Source organism: uncultured Shewanella sp. (assembly GCF_947501225.1).
GTDB lineage: Bacteria > Pseudomonadota > Gammaproteobacteria > Enterobacterales > Shewanellaceae > Shewanella.
Genome location: NZ_CANMUW010000023.1, coordinates 17,736 through 35,168 on the forward strand (window position 1 = coordinate 17,736; position 17,433 = coordinate 35,168).

The following is a 17,433-nucleotide window of genomic DNA, read 5'->3' on the forward strand; positions in this document are numbered from 1 at the left end:
TTCCTGAATATCGTGATTTCATTCTACCGAAATCAGCTGACCTCCCACCTCGGAGCATAAGAACGTGAGCTTGAACTGCAGTTACAAATATAGACAGTGATCCAGTTAGCATCATCACGCGCCGATTCTTTTCAATCCATGTTCCAGATGATTGAATGGAGGCTCACTCGTTTCATATGACTCTGGTTAACATCTCTGAGTCTGAGGTATTATCATGAACAACAACGTTAAGGCATTACTTGCCACTACAGCCCTGTTTTTTAGCTGCCAGACATTAGCAGAAAGCGGCTGTGCATTCGAAGACAAGCAAGATGGCTTTATCGCCACGTGTAGCGAGGAGAAACAAGAAGTGATATTAACAGGCGCCGTCGAGGCTCAAACCTTAGTCACTGAACTCAGTGATTTCAGCGAAGGCTACAAAGAGTATCAGGTCGATACGGCAGCGATTGCTCCTCTGAAAAACCTGGAAGAGCCTACAGAGATAGTGGTTATCATCGGCACCTGGTGTCCCGACTGCCACCGTGAAACACCGCGCTTTATCCGCATCATGGAAGAGCTCAACAACCCTAATATCAAAGCCACCTATATAGGTGTCGATAGAGAGAAAGCGGACCCTAAAGGGCTGGCGGCTCAATATGAATTTACCCGTATACCAACCTTTATTGTGATGCAGAAAGGTGAAGAGATAGGTCGAATCATTGAGAGACCACAGCACTCTTTAGAGAAAGACTTAGCGGCGATATTGAAGCCCTAGAAGATGATACAGATAAAAGAGGCCGCGATAGCGGCCTTTTTTATGACTAGTTGAATCGGGCCCGCTTAGAAATCGTAACGAACCGACGCACGAACATAACGCGGAGTCTGGAAGCTGTCAGGATATCCATAACGAACATTCTTCGCTCCACTATCAAACTCATACTGTTCATCAACCCCGGTGACCCCATCGAAATTAAACAGGTTATAGACATTCAGCTTGAAGTTTAACAGACCGGCGCTTTGCATATCTAAGGTGTAAGACAGGTTCAGATCAACATTGTAGACCCAATCTGTGCGTCCCATGCTGCCACGAGGAGCCGCTTCTCCATCGGCATAGAAGGAGGATGCACCATACCAGTCACGACCGTAGCAACGACCCACTATCTCTATCGCCTCGACGCAGTAGCCCTGATCTTCCGGGTGAACTCCGAAGGCATTGATGGGGCGTCCTGACTGCAGATATGAGTTAAAGCCAATACTTAAGTCATCGGTGATCTTATATACGCCGTAGAGTTTAAAGTTATGACGCCTGTCATTTGGAAGGTAACCTTCGCCATTATCCATCAACTCAGGATAGTCGAACGAGGTCGTCCAACCCGGATCGGCCTGTTCATTATCTGAGCGAACCAGGCCTTCCGTATTACCCTCACTCTTGGACCAGGTATAGGAACCGTTAATGGTGAAGTCTTCTGTGACATTGCCGCTAAATCTCAGCTCAACCGCCTTATAGGTACGATTTGCGTCCGGGAAGCCCATCTGCTCAGAGCTGACATTGACCGTCTCCTTAACACCATCGCCATCGACATCGTAATAGATCTCGGTGCCGATACCCGGATTAGTCAAAGTTGGGAACCAGCCACCTACGAAGTAGTCTTCCGCACTCGTTTCACCGTTACCTGCATGCCAGGTATCTGCATCATAGTTATCTTTTATCCACTGGTTCATGCCATAGTTGAACGACACATCTTCTATCGATTGTTTCAGGTCGCGATATACGCCACGGATCCCCACGGCCCAATCATCATTAAGCTGCTGCTGATAGCCCAGGGCAAACTCATCCGAATACATAGAACCGGCTTTGTTATTGAATAACTGATCGGCATCGGGGACACTGCCATCGGCCACGACCCGGCGATCGATCTCTGCTCCCAATACAGGTGAACCATCGGCATTCACCGACTCTAACAGGCTCACTATATGTGAGTCATAGGCCGCCGAGGCCATTCTCAGGTTAGTATTGGGGGATACCGGCTGGAAGTATCTGCCATAGGAAGCGTAAACCTTACTCGTGCCATCACCCAGCAGATCCCAGGTCGCACCTAACCTTGGAGCAAACTGACCATCCAGGTCGACATACTTATCGCCGGAGCCCGTCGTATTACTGAACTCACTGTATCGCAGGCCTGCATTTATGGTTACTGTGTCAGTGACTTCCCAGATATCAGAGATATATAGTGCGGTATGAACATTTTCAGTTTCACTGTTCTTACCCCAGATCCGCAGATCCGCATACTCAGTCCCCTCAGCTAACCCGTAAGCATTATCCGCCCCGGCGGCATAATACTCGTACCAGCCATCTCCATGGGGAGTATAAAAGTCGGCGATCTCTAAGCGCTCATAATCATAACCGGCTCTGAGGGTATGATCACCGATGACCCAGTCCAGGTCGATACGATAGGTAATTCGCTTATCTTCGGTTTCAGATGAGCCATAACCAACCCAATCACCCAGGCGCTCATAGCTGCCCGAACGATAATCCTCATAGGTTGATTGATCCAGTGTGCCTGAGTTATCTTTTGTCGATTGGGTGATCTCACCATACATAGCCGTCAAGGTGATATCGTCTGTCAGATAGCCTGTATACTGGGCATTCCAGCCAATCCCCCCATAGGTGGACTCCGTTAGACCGATGGCATCGCCACGACCTCCATCTTCATCCCGGTTAAACTGAGTACTGGTGTAATCTCCCTCATTACTGAATGCCATGACCCCGATGGAGTGATCTTCATGCATAAACCAATCGACTTTCGTAAACCAGCGATTGGTATCCCACTCCTTATCTCTGAGGGTGTTCTCACCATATGCTGTCTCCTCCTCTTCATTTGGATTCCATAATCCATAGAAGAAGAGCTTATCTTCGATAAGCGCCCCGGAGGCCCACATGTTATATTCGGTCTCTTGCCAGTAACCGTCAGAGATCTCTTCAATGCTGCCATCGTCTTTCATCCGTATCGACGGCTCTGCCAATGCATCAGGGGCTATCTCAGCCTTAGCCCCGAACTTCCACTCATTATCACCGGACTTCGATACTAAGTTGACGACACCGCCGATGAAGCGGCCATACTCGGCCGATACACCACCGGTTTGCACTTCTGTCTGGGCAATGGCCTCCCAGGGAAGATCGATATCCCCCATCCCCTTGCGAAGATCTGTAATGTTGAGTCCATTGAGGTAATAGCCATTTTCTGCGACCGATGAACCGCCGATTGCTACGCCACCAAAGCCATCATCACCGGCAACGGCTCCGGGAGTCAGCAGAGCGATGGCGGTTGAGTCCAATTCAACCGGGAGCTGATTCAGCTCCTCGATGGCTATCACCTGGGATGTCGTGGTACTGGAAGTATCGACCCTACTTATCCTTGCGCCACTCACTGAGATCCGCTCTACGTCAGAGCCCTCCGGATCGAGCGCCACGTCGAAAGTCAGCGCATTACCTAAGGTAATCGCAATATGCTGCTCCTGCACCTGATAGAAGCCATCCTTAAGGATCGTCACCGTATATTGACCGATTGGCAGACCTTTTAGCGAAAAACTACCATTAGCGCCGGTCGTAGTTTCCTTAACAATTCCTTTGGTTTCATGCTTAATAACGACTCTGGCATTACCGATATCTGCACCAGCCTGAGTCGTAATGTGACCCTTTAAAACTCCCAGCCCATCTGCAGCCATCACTCCTGGCATTGACATCATCAATACTGAGCCAACGGCGATCGCGGCAAGTGTTTTTCTTGGCTTAAATCGCTTAAGCGCTTTGCTTCCAGACATAATTTATCCTCCCTTAAACCTTCTCTGAGTAAGCACTTAGCAAAAAATTTTATTAGTGATTTGGGTACAAGGTAAGCCAAGTGCAACAAAACAGTAACACGCTTCACATATTTTATACAATCTGCAATATCCAAATGTAAATCGACATGAACCCCTGTTTTCCATCTCTCCAGAGAGCGAAGAAGTGGCTGATAAAGGGAGGTAGCGGAAGGTTTCAGGCGCTTAAGATAAGTATCGGCTGAATTAACTTGAGAATTATTCAGGTTACAGTCGATGTGAAGTTTTTACTAAGGTGCCAGGTGCTAAAAAGTAGAAGTGAGAGGGGATTAAAGCCAAAGGATTAGAGGGTAATTCTATTAGCCAACCTTTGTAGCACACCTTCTCTGAGGGCTCCGCCAGACAGGTTTAATTTCTCTATCTCGAGTAGGTCAAACAGTGCCAGCAATATGGAGATCCCTGCAGCAAAAGTCGGTGCTCTTTCAGGGTGTAAGCCTCTGATATCCCGCATAGAGATATCTTCCTGCTCTAAGATCTCCAGCTTGAGCCTGTTAAGCACCACTGGAGTAATAGTAGCAGACTCATCTCTATGATTGAGTAACTCGACAACTGACTGCACGCTACCGGAGGCCCCGACTACGCCATGCCACCCTAATAGCTTAAGCTCACCCAGGTAGTGGCCTAACACCTCTTTAACTTGCTTTTGTGCATCGTCGAAATCCAACTGCTGAAATGGAAAAGAGTTGAAGAAACGTTCGTTGAAGGTAACACACCCCATAGAGAGACTGGTTTTAAGCAGAACCTTATCAGCATCACCTATGATAAATTCGGTACTGGCACCACCAATATCGATCACCAGCCGACGTCCTTCACCATGGGTGGTTGCGACCATGCCCTGATAGATAAGCTCCGCTTCCTGCATACCTGAGATGATCTCGATAGGATGACCCAGAACTGGCAGAGCTCGACGACAAAACTCATCGGCATTACCAATATGTCTGAGTGTTGCTGTTGCAATAACAGCAACATTCTCAGACGAGACGCCCTCTTTATCCAACATCTTGGCAAACATAGCCAGACAATCCAAGCCACGTTCGAGCACCTCTTCACTCAGGGTGCCATCGTCTTGAATCCCCTCGGCCAGTCGAACCTTACGCTTGTATTTGGCAATAACTTCAGGTTGGTTACCACGAGTCCTGGCAACCAACATATTGAAGCTATTCGAACCTAACGTAATCGCTGCGTATGGAGGTGTATTCGGCATCTATTGAACCAAGCCTACGAGTGTCTGCGGGTTCTGTCGTGACGACGCGGCCCACTACGATTACCGCTGCGGGGCTTACCACCCGTTCCGGTACGAGTCTGAGGTCGGTTGTTATGCTTCCTGTGTACCCTTATCGGTGCAGGGATATCATCCAGTAAAGCCGAGCTATCATAGTTGGTCACAGGAATAGCATGGTCGATATAGGCCTCGATGGCAGGCAGATTAAGTGCATACTCTTCACAGGCAAAGCTCACCGACACACCTTTCTTACCGGCACGACCGGTACGACCGATACGGTGAACATAATCTTCACAATCATCCGGAAGATCATAGTTATATACATGTGACACATCTGAGATGTGCAGACCACGTGCAGCCACGTCGGTAGCAACCAGAATATCCAGCTTACCGGCGGTAAACTGCTCCAGAATACGTATACGTTTCTTCTGTGGAACATCGCCCGTCAATAGGCCGACTCTGTGCCCGTCACCTTCCAGCCAAGACCACAAGTTTTCACAGCTGTGCTTAGTATTTGAGAATACAATCGCCTTTTCCGGCCAATCCTCTTCGATGAGGGTAAGTAACAGACGCATCTTCTCATCCATAGATGGATAGAAGATCTCCTCTTTGATGTTCTTAGAGGTTTTTTCATTCGGGGCTATTTCAACTTTCTCCGGCTCATTCATATGATCATAAGCCAGCTCCTGCACCTTCATTGAAAGGGTTGCAGAGAACAGCATATTCAGACGCGACTTGGCATCTGGCATGCGTCTGAACAGAAAGCGGATATCTTTAATAAAGCCAAGATCAAACATACGATCGGCTTCATCTAACACGACAGCCTGAATAGCACTGACATTGATAACGCCCTGACGAACGTAATCTATGATACGTCCGGTGGTTCCGATAAGAATATCGACGCCTTTATCCAGCACCTTACGCTGAACTTCATAGCTCTCACCACCATAGACAATTCCGACCTTCAGGCCCGTGTGCTTGGCGAGTCGCTCTGCATCTTTAGCGATCTGAATAGCAAGTTCACGAGTAGGGGCCATGATAATCGCTCTGGGCTGATTAAGCTGGCGTTCTTCCGGAATTGGAACTGTGAGCAGGTGGTTAAACGTCGCAACAAGAAAAGCCAATGTTTTCCCTGTACCCGTTTGTGCTTGACCTGCAATATCTTTCTTCTGGAGGAGAATAGGTAGAGATAGTGCTTGAATAGGCGTGCAATATTCAAAGCCGCTCTCGTTAAGTGCTGTTTTTATCTCTGCTTGAAGAGAAAAGTCGGCAAACTTCTGATTAGATAAATGTGTTTCGCTCATAGCGGCAGCATACCAGTTAGGGTTGCAATAAGAAACTCAATCGTTTGAAATAGCGACTAATAATAAAAAGTAGCTTTAAAGTCGATTAATTCTACCTTGAAAAGTTTTTTTCAAACCCAATATACAGGTTAAGCCATTAACAAACCAGCAATGGCAACCTAACTGGAGAACATCATGAACGATAAAATTGTATACCTAAGTGACGACAGCTTCGAAAATGACGTAATTAACTCAGATCTACCAGTGGTCGTAGACTTTTGGGCTGAATGGTGTGGCCCTTGTAAAATGATTGCTCCTATCCTTGATGATGTTGCCGAAGAGTATGCAGGTAAAGTCACCATTGCTAAGCTGAATGTCGATCAAAACAATGTTTCGCCGGCTAAGTATGGTGTTCGTGGTATCCCGACATTGCTTATCTTCAAGAACGGCGAACTGGCCGGAACAAAAGTTGGCGCACTATCTAAAACTCAACTGAAAGAGTTTATCGACGCCCAGCTATAATCTTAGATAGCAGCTGTTCTACAACATAAATTTTTATGTTGTAGAACAAGTTTCCGCCCCTAAGGTGACACCTGACACAGCATCAACAAGAAAATCAGTCTGGTTTCACTAAATTCCTAGACGCACCGCCTCTATAGTGCTACTTTAATAACCACAGTATTTCTAACTAACCACATCTCGCTATTCGATCAATATCCTATACTTTATTACCCGTTGATCGCAGATAGCATTTCTCGCATAAAAAGACCCACCAAGATGAATTTATCAGAATTAAAAGACAAGTCGATTTCAGACTTAGTGCTACTAGCCCAAGAAATGAAAGTTGAAAACACTGCTCGTGCTCGCAAGCAGGACATTATATTTTCAATCCTTAAAGCCCATGCCAAAAGCGGTGAAGATATTTTCGGTGGCGGTGTATTAGAAATTCTTCAGGATGGTTTTGGCTTCCTGCGTAGTGCTGACGCGTCTTACCTTGCTGGCCCCGACGATATTTACGTCTCTCCAAGCCAGATCCGTCGCTTCAGCATGCGAACGGGTGATACCATTTTTGGTAAGATTCGCCCGCCTAAAGAGGGTGAGCGTTATTTCGCACTACTGAAAGTCTCTGAAGTCAACTTTGACAAGCCTGAAAACTCCCGCTCTAAAATTCTTTTCGAAAACCTAACCCCACTGCATGCCGAAGACCGCCTGCGTATGGAGCGTGGAAATGGTTCGACAGAAGATATTACGTCGCGAATTCTGGATCTCTGCTCTCCTATCGGTAAGGGTCAGCGTGGTTTGATCGTTGCACCGCCAAAGGCCGGTAAAACACTACTGCTTCAAAACATGGCTCAAAGCATTACCTATAACAACCCGGACGTTGTACTGATGGTTCTGCTGATCGATGAGCGTCCGGAAGAGGTCACAGAGATGCAGCGCATGGTAAAAGGGGAAGTGATTGCTTCTACCTTCGATGAACCAGCCAGCCGTCACGTACAGGTGGCTGAGATGGTGATTGAAAAAGCCAAGCGTCTGGTTGAGCATAAGAAAGATGTCGTCATCTTACTCGACTCAATCACTCGTCTTGCCCGTGCTTACAACACAGTAATCCCTTCATCGGGTAAAGTACTTACCGGTGGTGTCGACGCCAACGCCCTACACCGCCCTAAGCGCTTCTTCGGTGCGGCACGTAACATCGAACATGGTGGCAGCTTAACCATTATCGCTACTGCATTGGTTGATACCGGCTCTAAGATGGATGAAGTGATCTACGAAGAGTTTAAAGGTACAGGTAACCAAGAGTTACACCTTTCCCGCAAAGCGGCTGAAAAGCGTGTCTTCCCGGCCATCGACTTCAACCGCTCGGGTACTCGTCGTGAGGAGAAGTTAACCACACCGGATGAGCTACAGAAGATGTGGATTCTACGTAAGATCCTCAATCCAATGGATGAAGTTTCTGGTATGGAGTTCCTTATCGATAAGCTGGCCATGACCAAGACCAACGATGAGTTCTTCACAGCGATGAAGCGTGCCAAGACATAAGAGATTCTAGATTCTAGATTCGAGTTCCTAGGAGCGAGTTTAAAAATCTAAAGTAAAGCCGCACACGTTGCGGCTTTTTAATGTCTGTCCATCAATGTTCCAGACATTGATTGGCATTTCTTCCATCCCTGGAGGTCAGAACATTTATGAAGGTTTACCAAAGGCTCCTAGGTTCTAGGTTCTAGGTTCTAGGTTCTAGGTTCTAGGTTCTAGGTTCTAGGTTCTAGGTTCTAGGTTCTAGGTTCTAGCTACTAGCCACGAGCTCCCAGCCTCTGCTCACATTTCTCTCTAAGCATATCCCTGAGCAGTAACATTACTGGGGTAACGTGTTCACGCCCCGGACATACCAGATACAGATCGGCTGCCTCCCCCTCGTATTCAGTTAACATTGGCACCAAACGCCCACCGGTAATATCATCGATAAGGTCGAGCGATGACTTGTACACCACCCCCTTGCCGGCTACCGCCCAACGACGTGCAACTTCTGCATCGTTACAGGTGCGGTTTGCCGTTACCCTAACCTTGAATTCACGGCCATTCTTCATGAAACACCATTGATCATGAGTGCGATCATCTAACATAAAGAACAAACAGTTATGTCCTGAGAGCTGCTCGAGTTCGGTCACCCCTCCCTTATCGGCGATATATTCGGGAGAAGCACATAGCACCCGCTTAGCCCGACATATCTTGAATGCCACCAAGGATGAGTCTTTAGGTGTCCCCGTTCGCAGTGCAATGTCTATCTTATCGTGATAAAAATCTGAAACAGTATCACCGATATGTAGCCTGATTTTAAGATCCGGATACGCTTCCAAAAACTCATCGAGCCAGGGAAGTACCAAGTTACGTCCAATATCCGACGGGACCGCAAGGTTTATCACACCAGCGATCTTCTCTTTCACATCGTCTATCGCCTGCAGCCCAAGGTCTAAGTCGGTCAGGGCCCGACGACAATGGATTAAATAGCGCTCACCAGCCTCAGTTAACCTCAAGCTGCGGGTACTCCTGATAAACAGGCGGGCATCCAGCTGCCTCTCTAACCGCTTCAGGGCGGCGCTCGCGGCTGCCGGTGAGATCTCTAACTCTGTCGCTGCAGCCGTTATGCTGCCACAATCGGCTACCCGCACAAAAAGCGTAAGATCCTGTATCTGCATCACAACCACCCTGATTTAATTTTAAGGCTCAGATAAAAAAGAAAGCCTGCTTTAAAGCAGGCTTAGAGTAAGGCATTCATATCCGGCTGCGATTAAACCAGTGCAACCGCCATCTTACGTCTCAGATATGCAATCTGCTGCATATGGGGCAGATCTTTAGGACAGTTATCCTGACAGCCCAGCAGAGTCATGCAACCAAATACCCCATCCTGATTACCGATAACATGATAGAAGTCTTCGACGCTGCGCTCATCACGGCTATCGAGTTCGAAACGCGCTATTTTCATCATACCCACCGCACCGACGAAGCTATCACGCATCTGCTTGGTAGCACAAGCCGACACACAAACACCGCACTCTACACAGCGCTCCAACTCATAAAGCTTGGCCGCTTCTTCCGGATCCATGGGGGCTTCCAGTCTATGTACATCGACATCATCCGCGTCAGGTTGAAGCCAGAGCTTCAGGCGCTCGGCAAGCTCACGCATAAATTTCCCGGTATTGACCGACAGATCACCGATTAACTCGAAGCCCGGTAGCGGCATCAGGGTAATCTCACCTTTCGGGTACTTGCTGGTCAGGGTACGGCATGCCAAAGTCGGAAAACCATTGATCACCATGGCACAGCTGCCACATATTCCTGCTCGGCAGACAAAATCGAACTGCAGCGAGGTATCCTGATGTTCACGCAACATATTGAGCGCGATAAACACTGTCATACCCGGTGTCTCTTCGATCTGATATTTAACCATCTTAGGCTTATCATCAGGCTCTTGAGGATCGTAACGAAAAATATTAAAGGTTAAGGTACGGCCCTGACTCATAATGCTTGCTCTCCTTCTGACACTTCTCCCGGCACGGCAGAGGCAGGTCTGTCTAAGTTGTCACATAAACGTTCATTTCTCGCCATCAAAGATTCAGGCACTTCAAATGGCATCAAAGCTTGCTGACGCTGATAGCGATCGGCATCATCGCCGAGTTCACTCAGGATCTTAGTGATCTCTTTTTCGCGCTTCTCGGTATCGGGATGGGCTATCGCATTGTTAATCCCGTAGCCACGATACCCGGGTGGCAGCTCCATCTTCATCACATCCAGATCTTCATAACTGAGCTCAGGTGTGAGTGCATTCTCATCGGGCCAGCTGGACAGGGTTCTGTTCAACCAGTCTTTATCGTTACGCTGCGGGAAGTCTTCACGGGCGTGAGCCCCACGGCTCTCGGTGCGCGCAGCTGCGCCGCAGGCAACAGTCAGCGCGACCTTCAACATACGTTTCACACGCAGCGCCTCAACCAGCTCAGGGTTAGCATGACGTTTCTTACACTTAAGACCCAGATGTCTGGCCCGCTTCAATAGTGTCTGCAGCTCAGTCACCGCCCTATCCAGCTCGGGACCATTACGGAAGATGCCAACATATTCCATCATGATCCGTTCCATCTCTTTTCTCAAAGCAAACGGACTTTCGGTTCCCGGCCCCTCAACGAGTTCATCAATCTCGTTGCGTACCTTTTCCACGAAAGACTCTGCCAGGCCGGTATTGATCTCTAAGGTATTTTCCTGACAAAAATCTGCAACGTATTTGCCGATGATCATGCCACCAACCACAGTCTCTGCCAGTGAGTTACCGCCCAGGCGGTTAAAACCATGCATATCCCAGCAGGCGGCCTCTCCCACACTGAATAAGCCTTTCAGCTGAGGGCTCTGCCCCGTTTTGTCTGTACGGATCCCGCCCATGGAGTAGTGCTGAGTCGGGCGAACCGGGATCCAGTCTTTAGCCGGATCTATGCCTAAGAAGTTCTCACAAATCTCCTTCACTTCACGCAGGTTAGTCTCTACGTGCTTACGGCCAAGAAGCGTAATATCTAACCACAGATGAGGACCGTAAGGGCTATCCACCCCCTTCCCCTTGCGCATATGTTCGGTCATGCGGCGTGACACGACATCACGGGAAGCCAGCTCTTTCTTTTCCGGCTCATAGTCCGGCATAAAGCGATGGCCATCTTTATCTCTGAGCAAGCCTCCGTCACCTCGACAGCCCTCAGTTGTCAAGATCCCCACAGGTACGATGGCCGTTGGATGAAACTGTACCGCTTCCATGTTACCGAGCTTTGCCACACCGGTTTCAAGGGCCAGAGCCTGCCCAATCCCCTCACAGATGATGGCATTGGTAGACACCTCATAGATGCGGCCATAACCACCGGTAGCAATCGTGGTCGACTTGGCGATATAGGCGCGAAGCTCACCGGTTATCATGCAGCGGGCAACGACACCATGACAGCGCTTGCCATCATGAATAAGAGATAGTGCCTCGACTCTTTCATGAACGGGGATATCGAGAGAGATAGCTTTATTATCGACCGCATAAAGCAGCGAATGCCCCGTACCATCTGCGGTATAACAGGTTCGCCATTTCTTGGTACCACCGAAGTCACGGGCGTTGATTAAGCCGTGCGCCTCTTCCGCCTCTTCGATAGTCACCTTCTCGGCATTAACGACAACCTGACGAGGCCCCTTGGTTACACGCGTCCACGGCACCCCCCAATTAGTCAACTCACGCACTGCCTTGGGAGCGCAATGGGCAAACATTCTCGCCACATCCTGATCGCATCCCCAATCTGAGCCTTTGACCGTATCCTGAAAATGGATATCTTCATCATCACCCATACCCTTAACGGTATTGCCGAGACTCGCCTGCATTCCACCCTGTGCAGCTGCGGAGTGAGACCGCTTTGCAGGGATAAGAGATAACACAACGGTATCGAGGCCACGCTCTTTAGAAGCGATAGCCACTCTGAGTCCGGCCAGTCCAGCTCCGACCACTAAAGAATCGGTATATATCAGTTTCACACTTGCTCCTTACATAGGGCCTGAGGGCTCATTATTTTTATCATTTCAAACTATTATTTAAATTTGTGTACCAGCAGGTTTCTGATTTACACAACTTCCGGCTACGCGTAGGGAATAAATGCCAGCAGCGATGCCATACCGATAACCACAAATACCACACTCACTATGGTTTTAATCTTCTTCATTCGTGAACGGGTATTGAGATCTCGGGCGGCACCCCATTTCATTGCGACGCGATATACACCAATGGCGGCATGTAACTCTACGCAGAGCAGAAGCGGCATATATAGCATCCATACCCCTTCATTCCAGATTCGATCGGCCGATCCTGCAGGACCGATCGTTTCAGGAGCCGAGCCGATAAGCCACAGGTGTACGGGCAACATCAATAAGATACCTACCCCGGTAATGGCCTGCCAGAGCCAAAGCTTAGTATCGCCATGACTGATAGCAGTCATCTGCTTTCTCAGTGCTATCTGCTGCCTCAAGCTCAGAGGTAATTTCTGCACCGCAATCAACACATGCACCAGCACTAAGGTTGCGATGGCGATGGCAATCAGTGACACCACCCAAGGGTAGCCATGGCCATCGGCACTCAAAAAGTTCAGCTCCATCATGCCGGCAACCCAGGTCATCGCATCGCCGCCGAGCAGTATTGATGACACCAGTATCAGGTGTGTCCACAAGAACACGGCCAAAATAATGCCTGAAACACTCTGGCTCATATCGAGCCAGCCACTGCAGTTTTTAATTGTTTTTGTTATCGCCATATTTCCTCACCGAATTAATGTTGCAACATTAAAAAAAGTCATAGAACAGACTATTGATAATGTCGCTCACATATCACCTAAAAACTGTGAGGCAGATCAAAACAGGATCAAATAATCAATCAAGTTCTAAAATACTCATCTTTATGAGATTTTACTGACTATTCTGGCACAAAAGGCTGGATAGGGAGCGTAAGATCACTACCGATAATCAGGTAAGAGATCAGGCTCAGCGAACCTATGGCAATAAGATATATGATCAACACCTTGATGACTTTTCTCAATCCACTTCTGTTTGCCGTAAGGCCCCATTTAACCGCGACTCGATATAGCCCAATCATGGCATGAATAACCACGGCTGGTAGCAGCAATGCATAAAGTAACCAGGCGTTGGCATGGTAAACACGCTCGGCAGAGAGGTGAGGCCCGATCTCAGGGTTAGTGATCATGGTAAAAATATGCACAGGCGCCAGGAAGAACAGAATAAAACCGGTAACCAGCTGCCAAAACCAGGCGTGACTATCTTTATGGTTAATGCCGTTCATATGGCGGCGTAGTGCTCGCCACTGCCCCAGCTGAGCCGGAAAACGTCTCAGGGCTACGGCAGCATGTAGCATGACGACAATGAGAATAAATACAGAAAAGACTTTGGTGACCAGAGGAAAGCCATGCCCCGTTTCACTGAACATTCCACCTTCGAGGATCTGAACGACCTGATAGAAGGCCTCCTTTCCCAGCAGGATACTGGACTCAAAGTGCAGATGAGCCAACAGAAAGCAGCCGAGCATTATGCCGGTGACACTTTGAATTTTATCTGCCTTTGCAGACCAGGGGTGTCCTACGATGCCAGGGATGCTTGTTTCAGGAAGTAAGGTTCTCACAGTCATTTTCTTATAGTGCCTATTGTCGGGATTTACACCTTATCAAGAAGAATTGAGCTGAGAGTAATCGTCTGGCCAAAGCGTGACCAAGCTCACTAGTTTAGCCCCGGCTATTTGAAGCAGATCACAAACAAAAGGGGCACCACAAAACAAAGGTCATACCATTTAACCAACTTAATTCAATAGGTTACAAGCACCTTTCAAACAAAACAATCGAGCACACCTGGTAAGGAAGTGCCTCATACCCGGCGTTGAAAAAGTGTAAGTCATCTAATCCTAACTACCGAATTTCAGAGCATACTTAAATCTGCTATATGAATGTTATCTATAGATTTTTTGAGGGACACCATGGTTTTATCATCATGATTAGCTGTCAATGGAGGGCTCACAGGGCAGCCACCAGCTTCCCCCTATGTCGCACTGTAAAAGCTGCTCAATGCATGTAACCCATAAATTGAAACTAGTGTGCGACTCTGAATTGATTACATATTTAAGGTGATTGGTATTACAATGGTTCAATTGCAAAACTTTAAGAGACGATCCCATGCCTTGGATCCAGTTAAAAATTGATACCGATAACCAACATGCAGATGCTTTAAGCGATCTGCTTATGGAGGAGGGTTCTCTGTCTATTACCCTGGAAGACGGTAAAGACACACCCATCTACGAGCCCACTTTAGGTGAAACACCACTGTGGAACCACACCGTTCTTACCGCCCTGTTTGAAGCCGATAGAGATCTTGCCTTGGTTGTGGAACAACTAAAGCTACAACCTTATCTGAGTAAAGATTTCTCCTACAAGATAGAGCAGGTGGAAGATAAAGACTGGGAGCGTGAGTGGATGGATAATTTCCATCCGATTAAGTTCGGCGAACGCCTGTGGATCTGCCCCAGTTGGCGCGAAATCCCCGATCCCGAAGCCGTCAACATCATATTAGATCCGGGCTTAGCATTCGGTACCGGAACGCATCCAACGACAGCTCTCTGTCTGGAGTGGCTGGATGGCTTAGACTTCACCGATAAAGAGGTGATCGATTTTGGTTGTGGCTCTGGTATTTTAGCCGTCGCCGCACTGAAACTCGGTGCAACTAAGGTCACAGGTATCGACATCGATTATCAGGCCATAGAGGCATCGAAAGCCAATGCTGAACGTAATGGCGTAGAAGATCAATTAGCCCTCTTCCTGCCGGAAGATCAACCGGCAGATCTGCAGGCCGATATCTTAGTGGCTAATATCCTTGCCGGACCGTTGAGAGAACTTGCCCCTCTCATCGCCGAAAAAGTCAAGCCCGGTGGTCTATTGGCACTGTCAGGCCTGCTTAAAGAACAAGCCGAAGAGGTCGCTGAGTATTACACCCAGTGGTTTGATATGGATGAGCCTGCTCACAAAGAGGATTGGAGCCGCTTGACAGGGGTACGTAAATAGCGGTATTGGGCGGCACGCCTTGTGCCGCCTGAGAATTCTCACCTTTCAAAAGTCAAGAAAAAAAGTTTCTCTCAGGTCATTTATTGACCTTTTCACCGGCTCAAAAAAGGCGTACTATAGCGCCCCTTTGTAACGCAAGGTATGTTGAAAATGCAGATTGGACCCTATCAACTGAAAAACCGGTTGATCGTGGCACCAATGGCAGGTGTCACAGACCAACCCTTTAGAAATCTATGTCTTCGTTATGGTGCTGCCATGGCGGTGTCGGAGATGCTTTCGTCGAATCCTGAGGTTTGGGATACCGATAAGAGTCGCCAGCGCATGAGTCATGCTGGTGAAGATGGGATACGCTCAGTACAAATAGCAGGTGCCGATCCTGAATTGATGGCCAATGCCGCCGTTGTCAACGTACAACAGGGGGCGCAGATCATCGATATCAATATGGGCTGTCCTGCGAAGAAGGTGAATAGAAAGCTAGCTGGTTCAGCACTGTTACAAGACCCTGAGCAGGTAAAAGCGATTTTACAAGCCGTGGTTGGGGCAGTGGATGTACCGGTAACACTGAAAATTCGCACTGGATGGGCTCCTGAGCACAGGAATGGTGTTCAAATCGCCCGGATAGCCGAAGATTGTGGCATTGCCTCATTAGCCGTTCACGGCAGAACCAGGCAGTGCATGTACAAGGGAGAAGCCGAGTACGACACAATTAAAACTATTAAAAAGAATGTCTCGATTCCTGTTGTTGCTAACGGAGATATCGTTACCCCTGAGAAAGCTCGTTTTGTGCTGGATCAGACCGGTGCCGATGCTCTCATGATAGGTCGGGGTGCCCAGGGAAGGCCTTGGATTTTCCGAGAAATTCAACATTACCTGGAAACGGGTAAGAAGCTAGCGCCTGTTGAGATGGATGAAAAGCGTCTTGTGATGCTGGAACATCTTAAAAACTTATATGCTCTGTATGGTGAATATAAGGGTATCCGTTTCGCTAGAAAACATGTTGGATGGTATTTGGACCAGGATGAACAGCGTCCATTCCGGGCCGAATTTAATCGGCTGGAAACTGTTGAAGAACAATGTTCCATGGTGGAACGCTATTTTGATGAAATTGCACAGAATTAATTAAAGAGCAGAATACGAATGTTTGATCAGACAACTAACACAGAAACTCATCAGCTTACAGTTGGCAAAATTGAAACAGCTAACGGTACTATCAAGCCTCAGTTATTACGTGACGCTGTAAAGCGTGCAGTAACAAACTTTTTCGCTCAGATGGACGGACAGGAAGCTGAAGAAGTATATGAAATGGTGTTAAGCGAAGTTGAAGCGCCTCTGCTGGATATCATCATGCAGCATACCCGCGGCAACCAGACTCGTGCGGCGAACATGCTAGGTATCAACCGTGGTACTCTGCGTAAGAAATTGAAAAAGTATGGCATGAACTAAATTGTTCATCTCCTGCTTTAAATAAAGAAACCAGCCCCAGGCTGGTTTTTTTATGTCTGCTGTTTATGAAGCAGAGCCGGGCTTGGCACACATAGCGAGAAAAACTTTCGCAGCCAGGAACACAGAGCAAGCAGCTGGAAGGTGTCTTTGATGATTAATGCCAGTCGGTATAAGGCAGGAGTTTTGCCCCTGAATAGGGGCAATATGATGAGAAAATAACTATTGGGCTGGCTTAAAACCCGGTGCCACCAGATGACGCCAGGTAACTATCACCAATAGCAGGCCTGAGCCACCAAATACAGATAAGCCCAGCGCGCCGGATTGCGCATAACCTTCGATAAACGAAGAACCACACCAGGCGATACCAAACAGGATATCCAGAATGCCGACCAACAGCAGAGGTATCGCGTACCATTTAAGCTTGACCACCATATGGGCATACACCATGGCATTAATCGTCAACATGCTGATAATGCCCAGACAGAACCATTGCAAAGCTTCCATCACTCTT

General features: G+C 48.1%; 15 protein-coding genes. 6 read left to right on the forward strand and 9 right to left on the reverse strand.

What is annotated here, in order from left to right; genetic code table 11:
• Nucleotides 1-214 precede the first annotated feature (214 nt).
• Complete coding sequence (locus tag Q1B47_RS20355) at nt 215-754, forward strand: thioredoxin family protein (protein WP_299798098.1); 540 nt, start codon at nt 215-217, stop codon at nt 752-754.
• Nucleotides 755-819: 65 nt separating this feature from the next.
• Here the strand turns inward: Q1B47_RS20355 and Q1B47_RS20360 are convergent, their stop codons facing one another.
• The 3 genes from Q1B47_RS20360 to rhlB form a co-directional block, all read right to left on the reverse strand.
• Entirely contained in the window at nt 820-3,801 is a 2,982-nt protein-coding gene (locus Q1B47_RS20360) for a TonB-dependent receptor (RefSeq protein ID WP_299798101.1), read from the reverse strand.
• Between the two features lie 340 nt (nt 3,802-4,141).
• Entirely contained in the window at nt 4,142-5,062 is a 921-nt protein-coding gene (locus tag Q1B47_RS20365) for an exopolyphosphatase (protein WP_299798104.1), read from the reverse strand.
• A gap of 14 nt (nt 5,063-5,076) precedes the next feature.
• Nucleotides 5,077-6,384 carry an ATP-dependent RNA helicase RhlB gene (gene rhlB / locus Q1B47_RS20370; RefSeq protein WP_299798107.1) on the reverse strand — a complete coding sequence of 436 codons (1,308 nt, stop codon included), beginning with the start codon at nt 6,382-6,384 and terminating at the stop codon, nt 5,077-5,079.
• Nucleotides 6,385-6,558: 174 nt separating this feature from the next.
• Here rhlB and trxA point away from each other — a divergent pair, with 174 nt between their 5' ends.
• Both trxA and rho read left to right on the forward strand, forming a co-directional pair.
• Nucleotides 6,559-6,885 (forward strand): thioredoxin TrxA, encoded by a 327-nt coding sequence (gene trxA / locus Q1B47_RS20375; protein ID WP_299798110.1) that lies wholly within the window; start codon nt 6,559-6,561, stop codon nt 6,883-6,885.
• A gap of 255 nt (nt 6,886-7,140) precedes the next feature.
• Nucleotides 7,141-8,406: a transcription termination factor Rho gene (gene rho / locus Q1B47_RS20380; protein ID WP_299798113.1), complete on the forward strand. Its 1,266-nt coding sequence runs from the start codon at nt 7,141-7,143 to the stop codon at nt 8,404-8,406.
• A gap of 251 nt (nt 8,407-8,657) precedes the next feature.
• Here rho and Q1B47_RS20385 read toward each other — a convergent pair whose 3' ends face one another.
• From Q1B47_RS20385 to Q1B47_RS20405, 5 genes are all read right to left on the reverse strand, one after another.
• Nucleotides 8,658-9,560: a LysR family transcriptional regulator gene (locus Q1B47_RS20385; RefSeq protein ID WP_299798116.1), complete on the reverse strand. Its 903-nt coding sequence runs from the start codon at nt 9,558-9,560 to the stop codon at nt 8,658-8,660.
• A gap of 92 nt (nt 9,561-9,652) precedes the next feature.
• Complete coding sequence (locus Q1B47_RS20390) at nt 9,653-10,384, reverse strand: fumarate reductase iron-sulfur subunit (RefSeq protein ID WP_299798119.1); 732 nt, start codon at nt 10,382-10,384, stop codon at nt 9,653-9,655.
• A complete protein-coding gene (locus tag Q1B47_RS20395; protein ID WP_299798122.1) occupies nt 10,381-12,405 on the reverse strand; it encodes a fumarate reductase flavoprotein subunit in 2,025 nt (674 codons plus the stop codon). The genes Q1B47_RS20390 and Q1B47_RS20395 overlap by 4 nt, the downstream gene beginning before the upstream one ends.
• A gap of 101 nt (nt 12,406-12,506) precedes the next feature.
• Complete coding sequence (locus Q1B47_RS20400; RefSeq protein ID WP_299798125.1) at nt 12,507-13,175, reverse strand: fumarate reductase cytochrome b subunit; 669 nt, start codon at nt 13,173-13,175, stop codon at nt 12,507-12,509.
• 158 nt (nt 13,176-13,333) lie between these two features.
• On the reverse strand, nt 13,334-14,059 hold the full coding sequence (locus Q1B47_RS20405; RefSeq protein WP_299798128.1) for a fumarate reductase cytochrome b subunit: 726 nt from the start codon (nt 14,057-14,059) through the stop codon (nt 13,334-13,336).
• A 538-nt stretch (nt 14,060-14,597) separates the two neighbouring features.
• Here Q1B47_RS20405 and prmA point away from each other — a divergent pair.
• The 3 genes from prmA to fis all read left to right on the forward strand — a co-directional run bounded on the left by prmA (nt 14,598) and on the right by fis (nt 16,922).
• Nucleotides 14,598-15,479 (forward strand): 50S ribosomal protein L11 methyltransferase, encoded by an 882-nt coding sequence (gene prmA, locus Q1B47_RS20410; protein WP_299798131.1) that lies wholly within the window; start codon nt 14,598-14,600, stop codon nt 15,477-15,479.
• A 150-nt stretch (nt 15,480-15,629) separates the two neighbouring features.
• Complete coding sequence (gene dusB, locus Q1B47_RS20415) at nt 15,630-16,598, forward strand: tRNA dihydrouridine synthase DusB (protein WP_299798134.1); 969 nt, start codon at nt 15,630-15,632, stop codon at nt 16,596-16,598.
• A gap of 18 nt (nt 16,599-16,616) precedes the next feature.
• The gene (fis, locus tag Q1B47_RS20420; RefSeq protein ID WP_005496187.1) at nt 16,617-16,922 is read left to right on the forward strand and encodes a DNA-binding transcriptional regulator Fis; all 306 of its coding nucleotides are present in this window, start codon (nt 16,617-16,619) and stop codon (nt 16,920-16,922) included.
• Nucleotides 16,923-17,141: 219 nt separating this feature from the next.
• On the opposite strand, the gene Q1B47_RS20425 is transcribed toward fis, so the two are convergent.
• The gene (locus Q1B47_RS20425) at nt 17,142-17,426 is read right to left on the reverse strand and encodes a hypothetical protein (RefSeq protein ID WP_299798142.1); all 285 of its coding nucleotides are present in this window, start codon (nt 17,424-17,426) and stop codon (nt 17,142-17,144) included.
• Between the last annotated feature and the right edge of the window lie 7 nt (nt 17,427-17,433).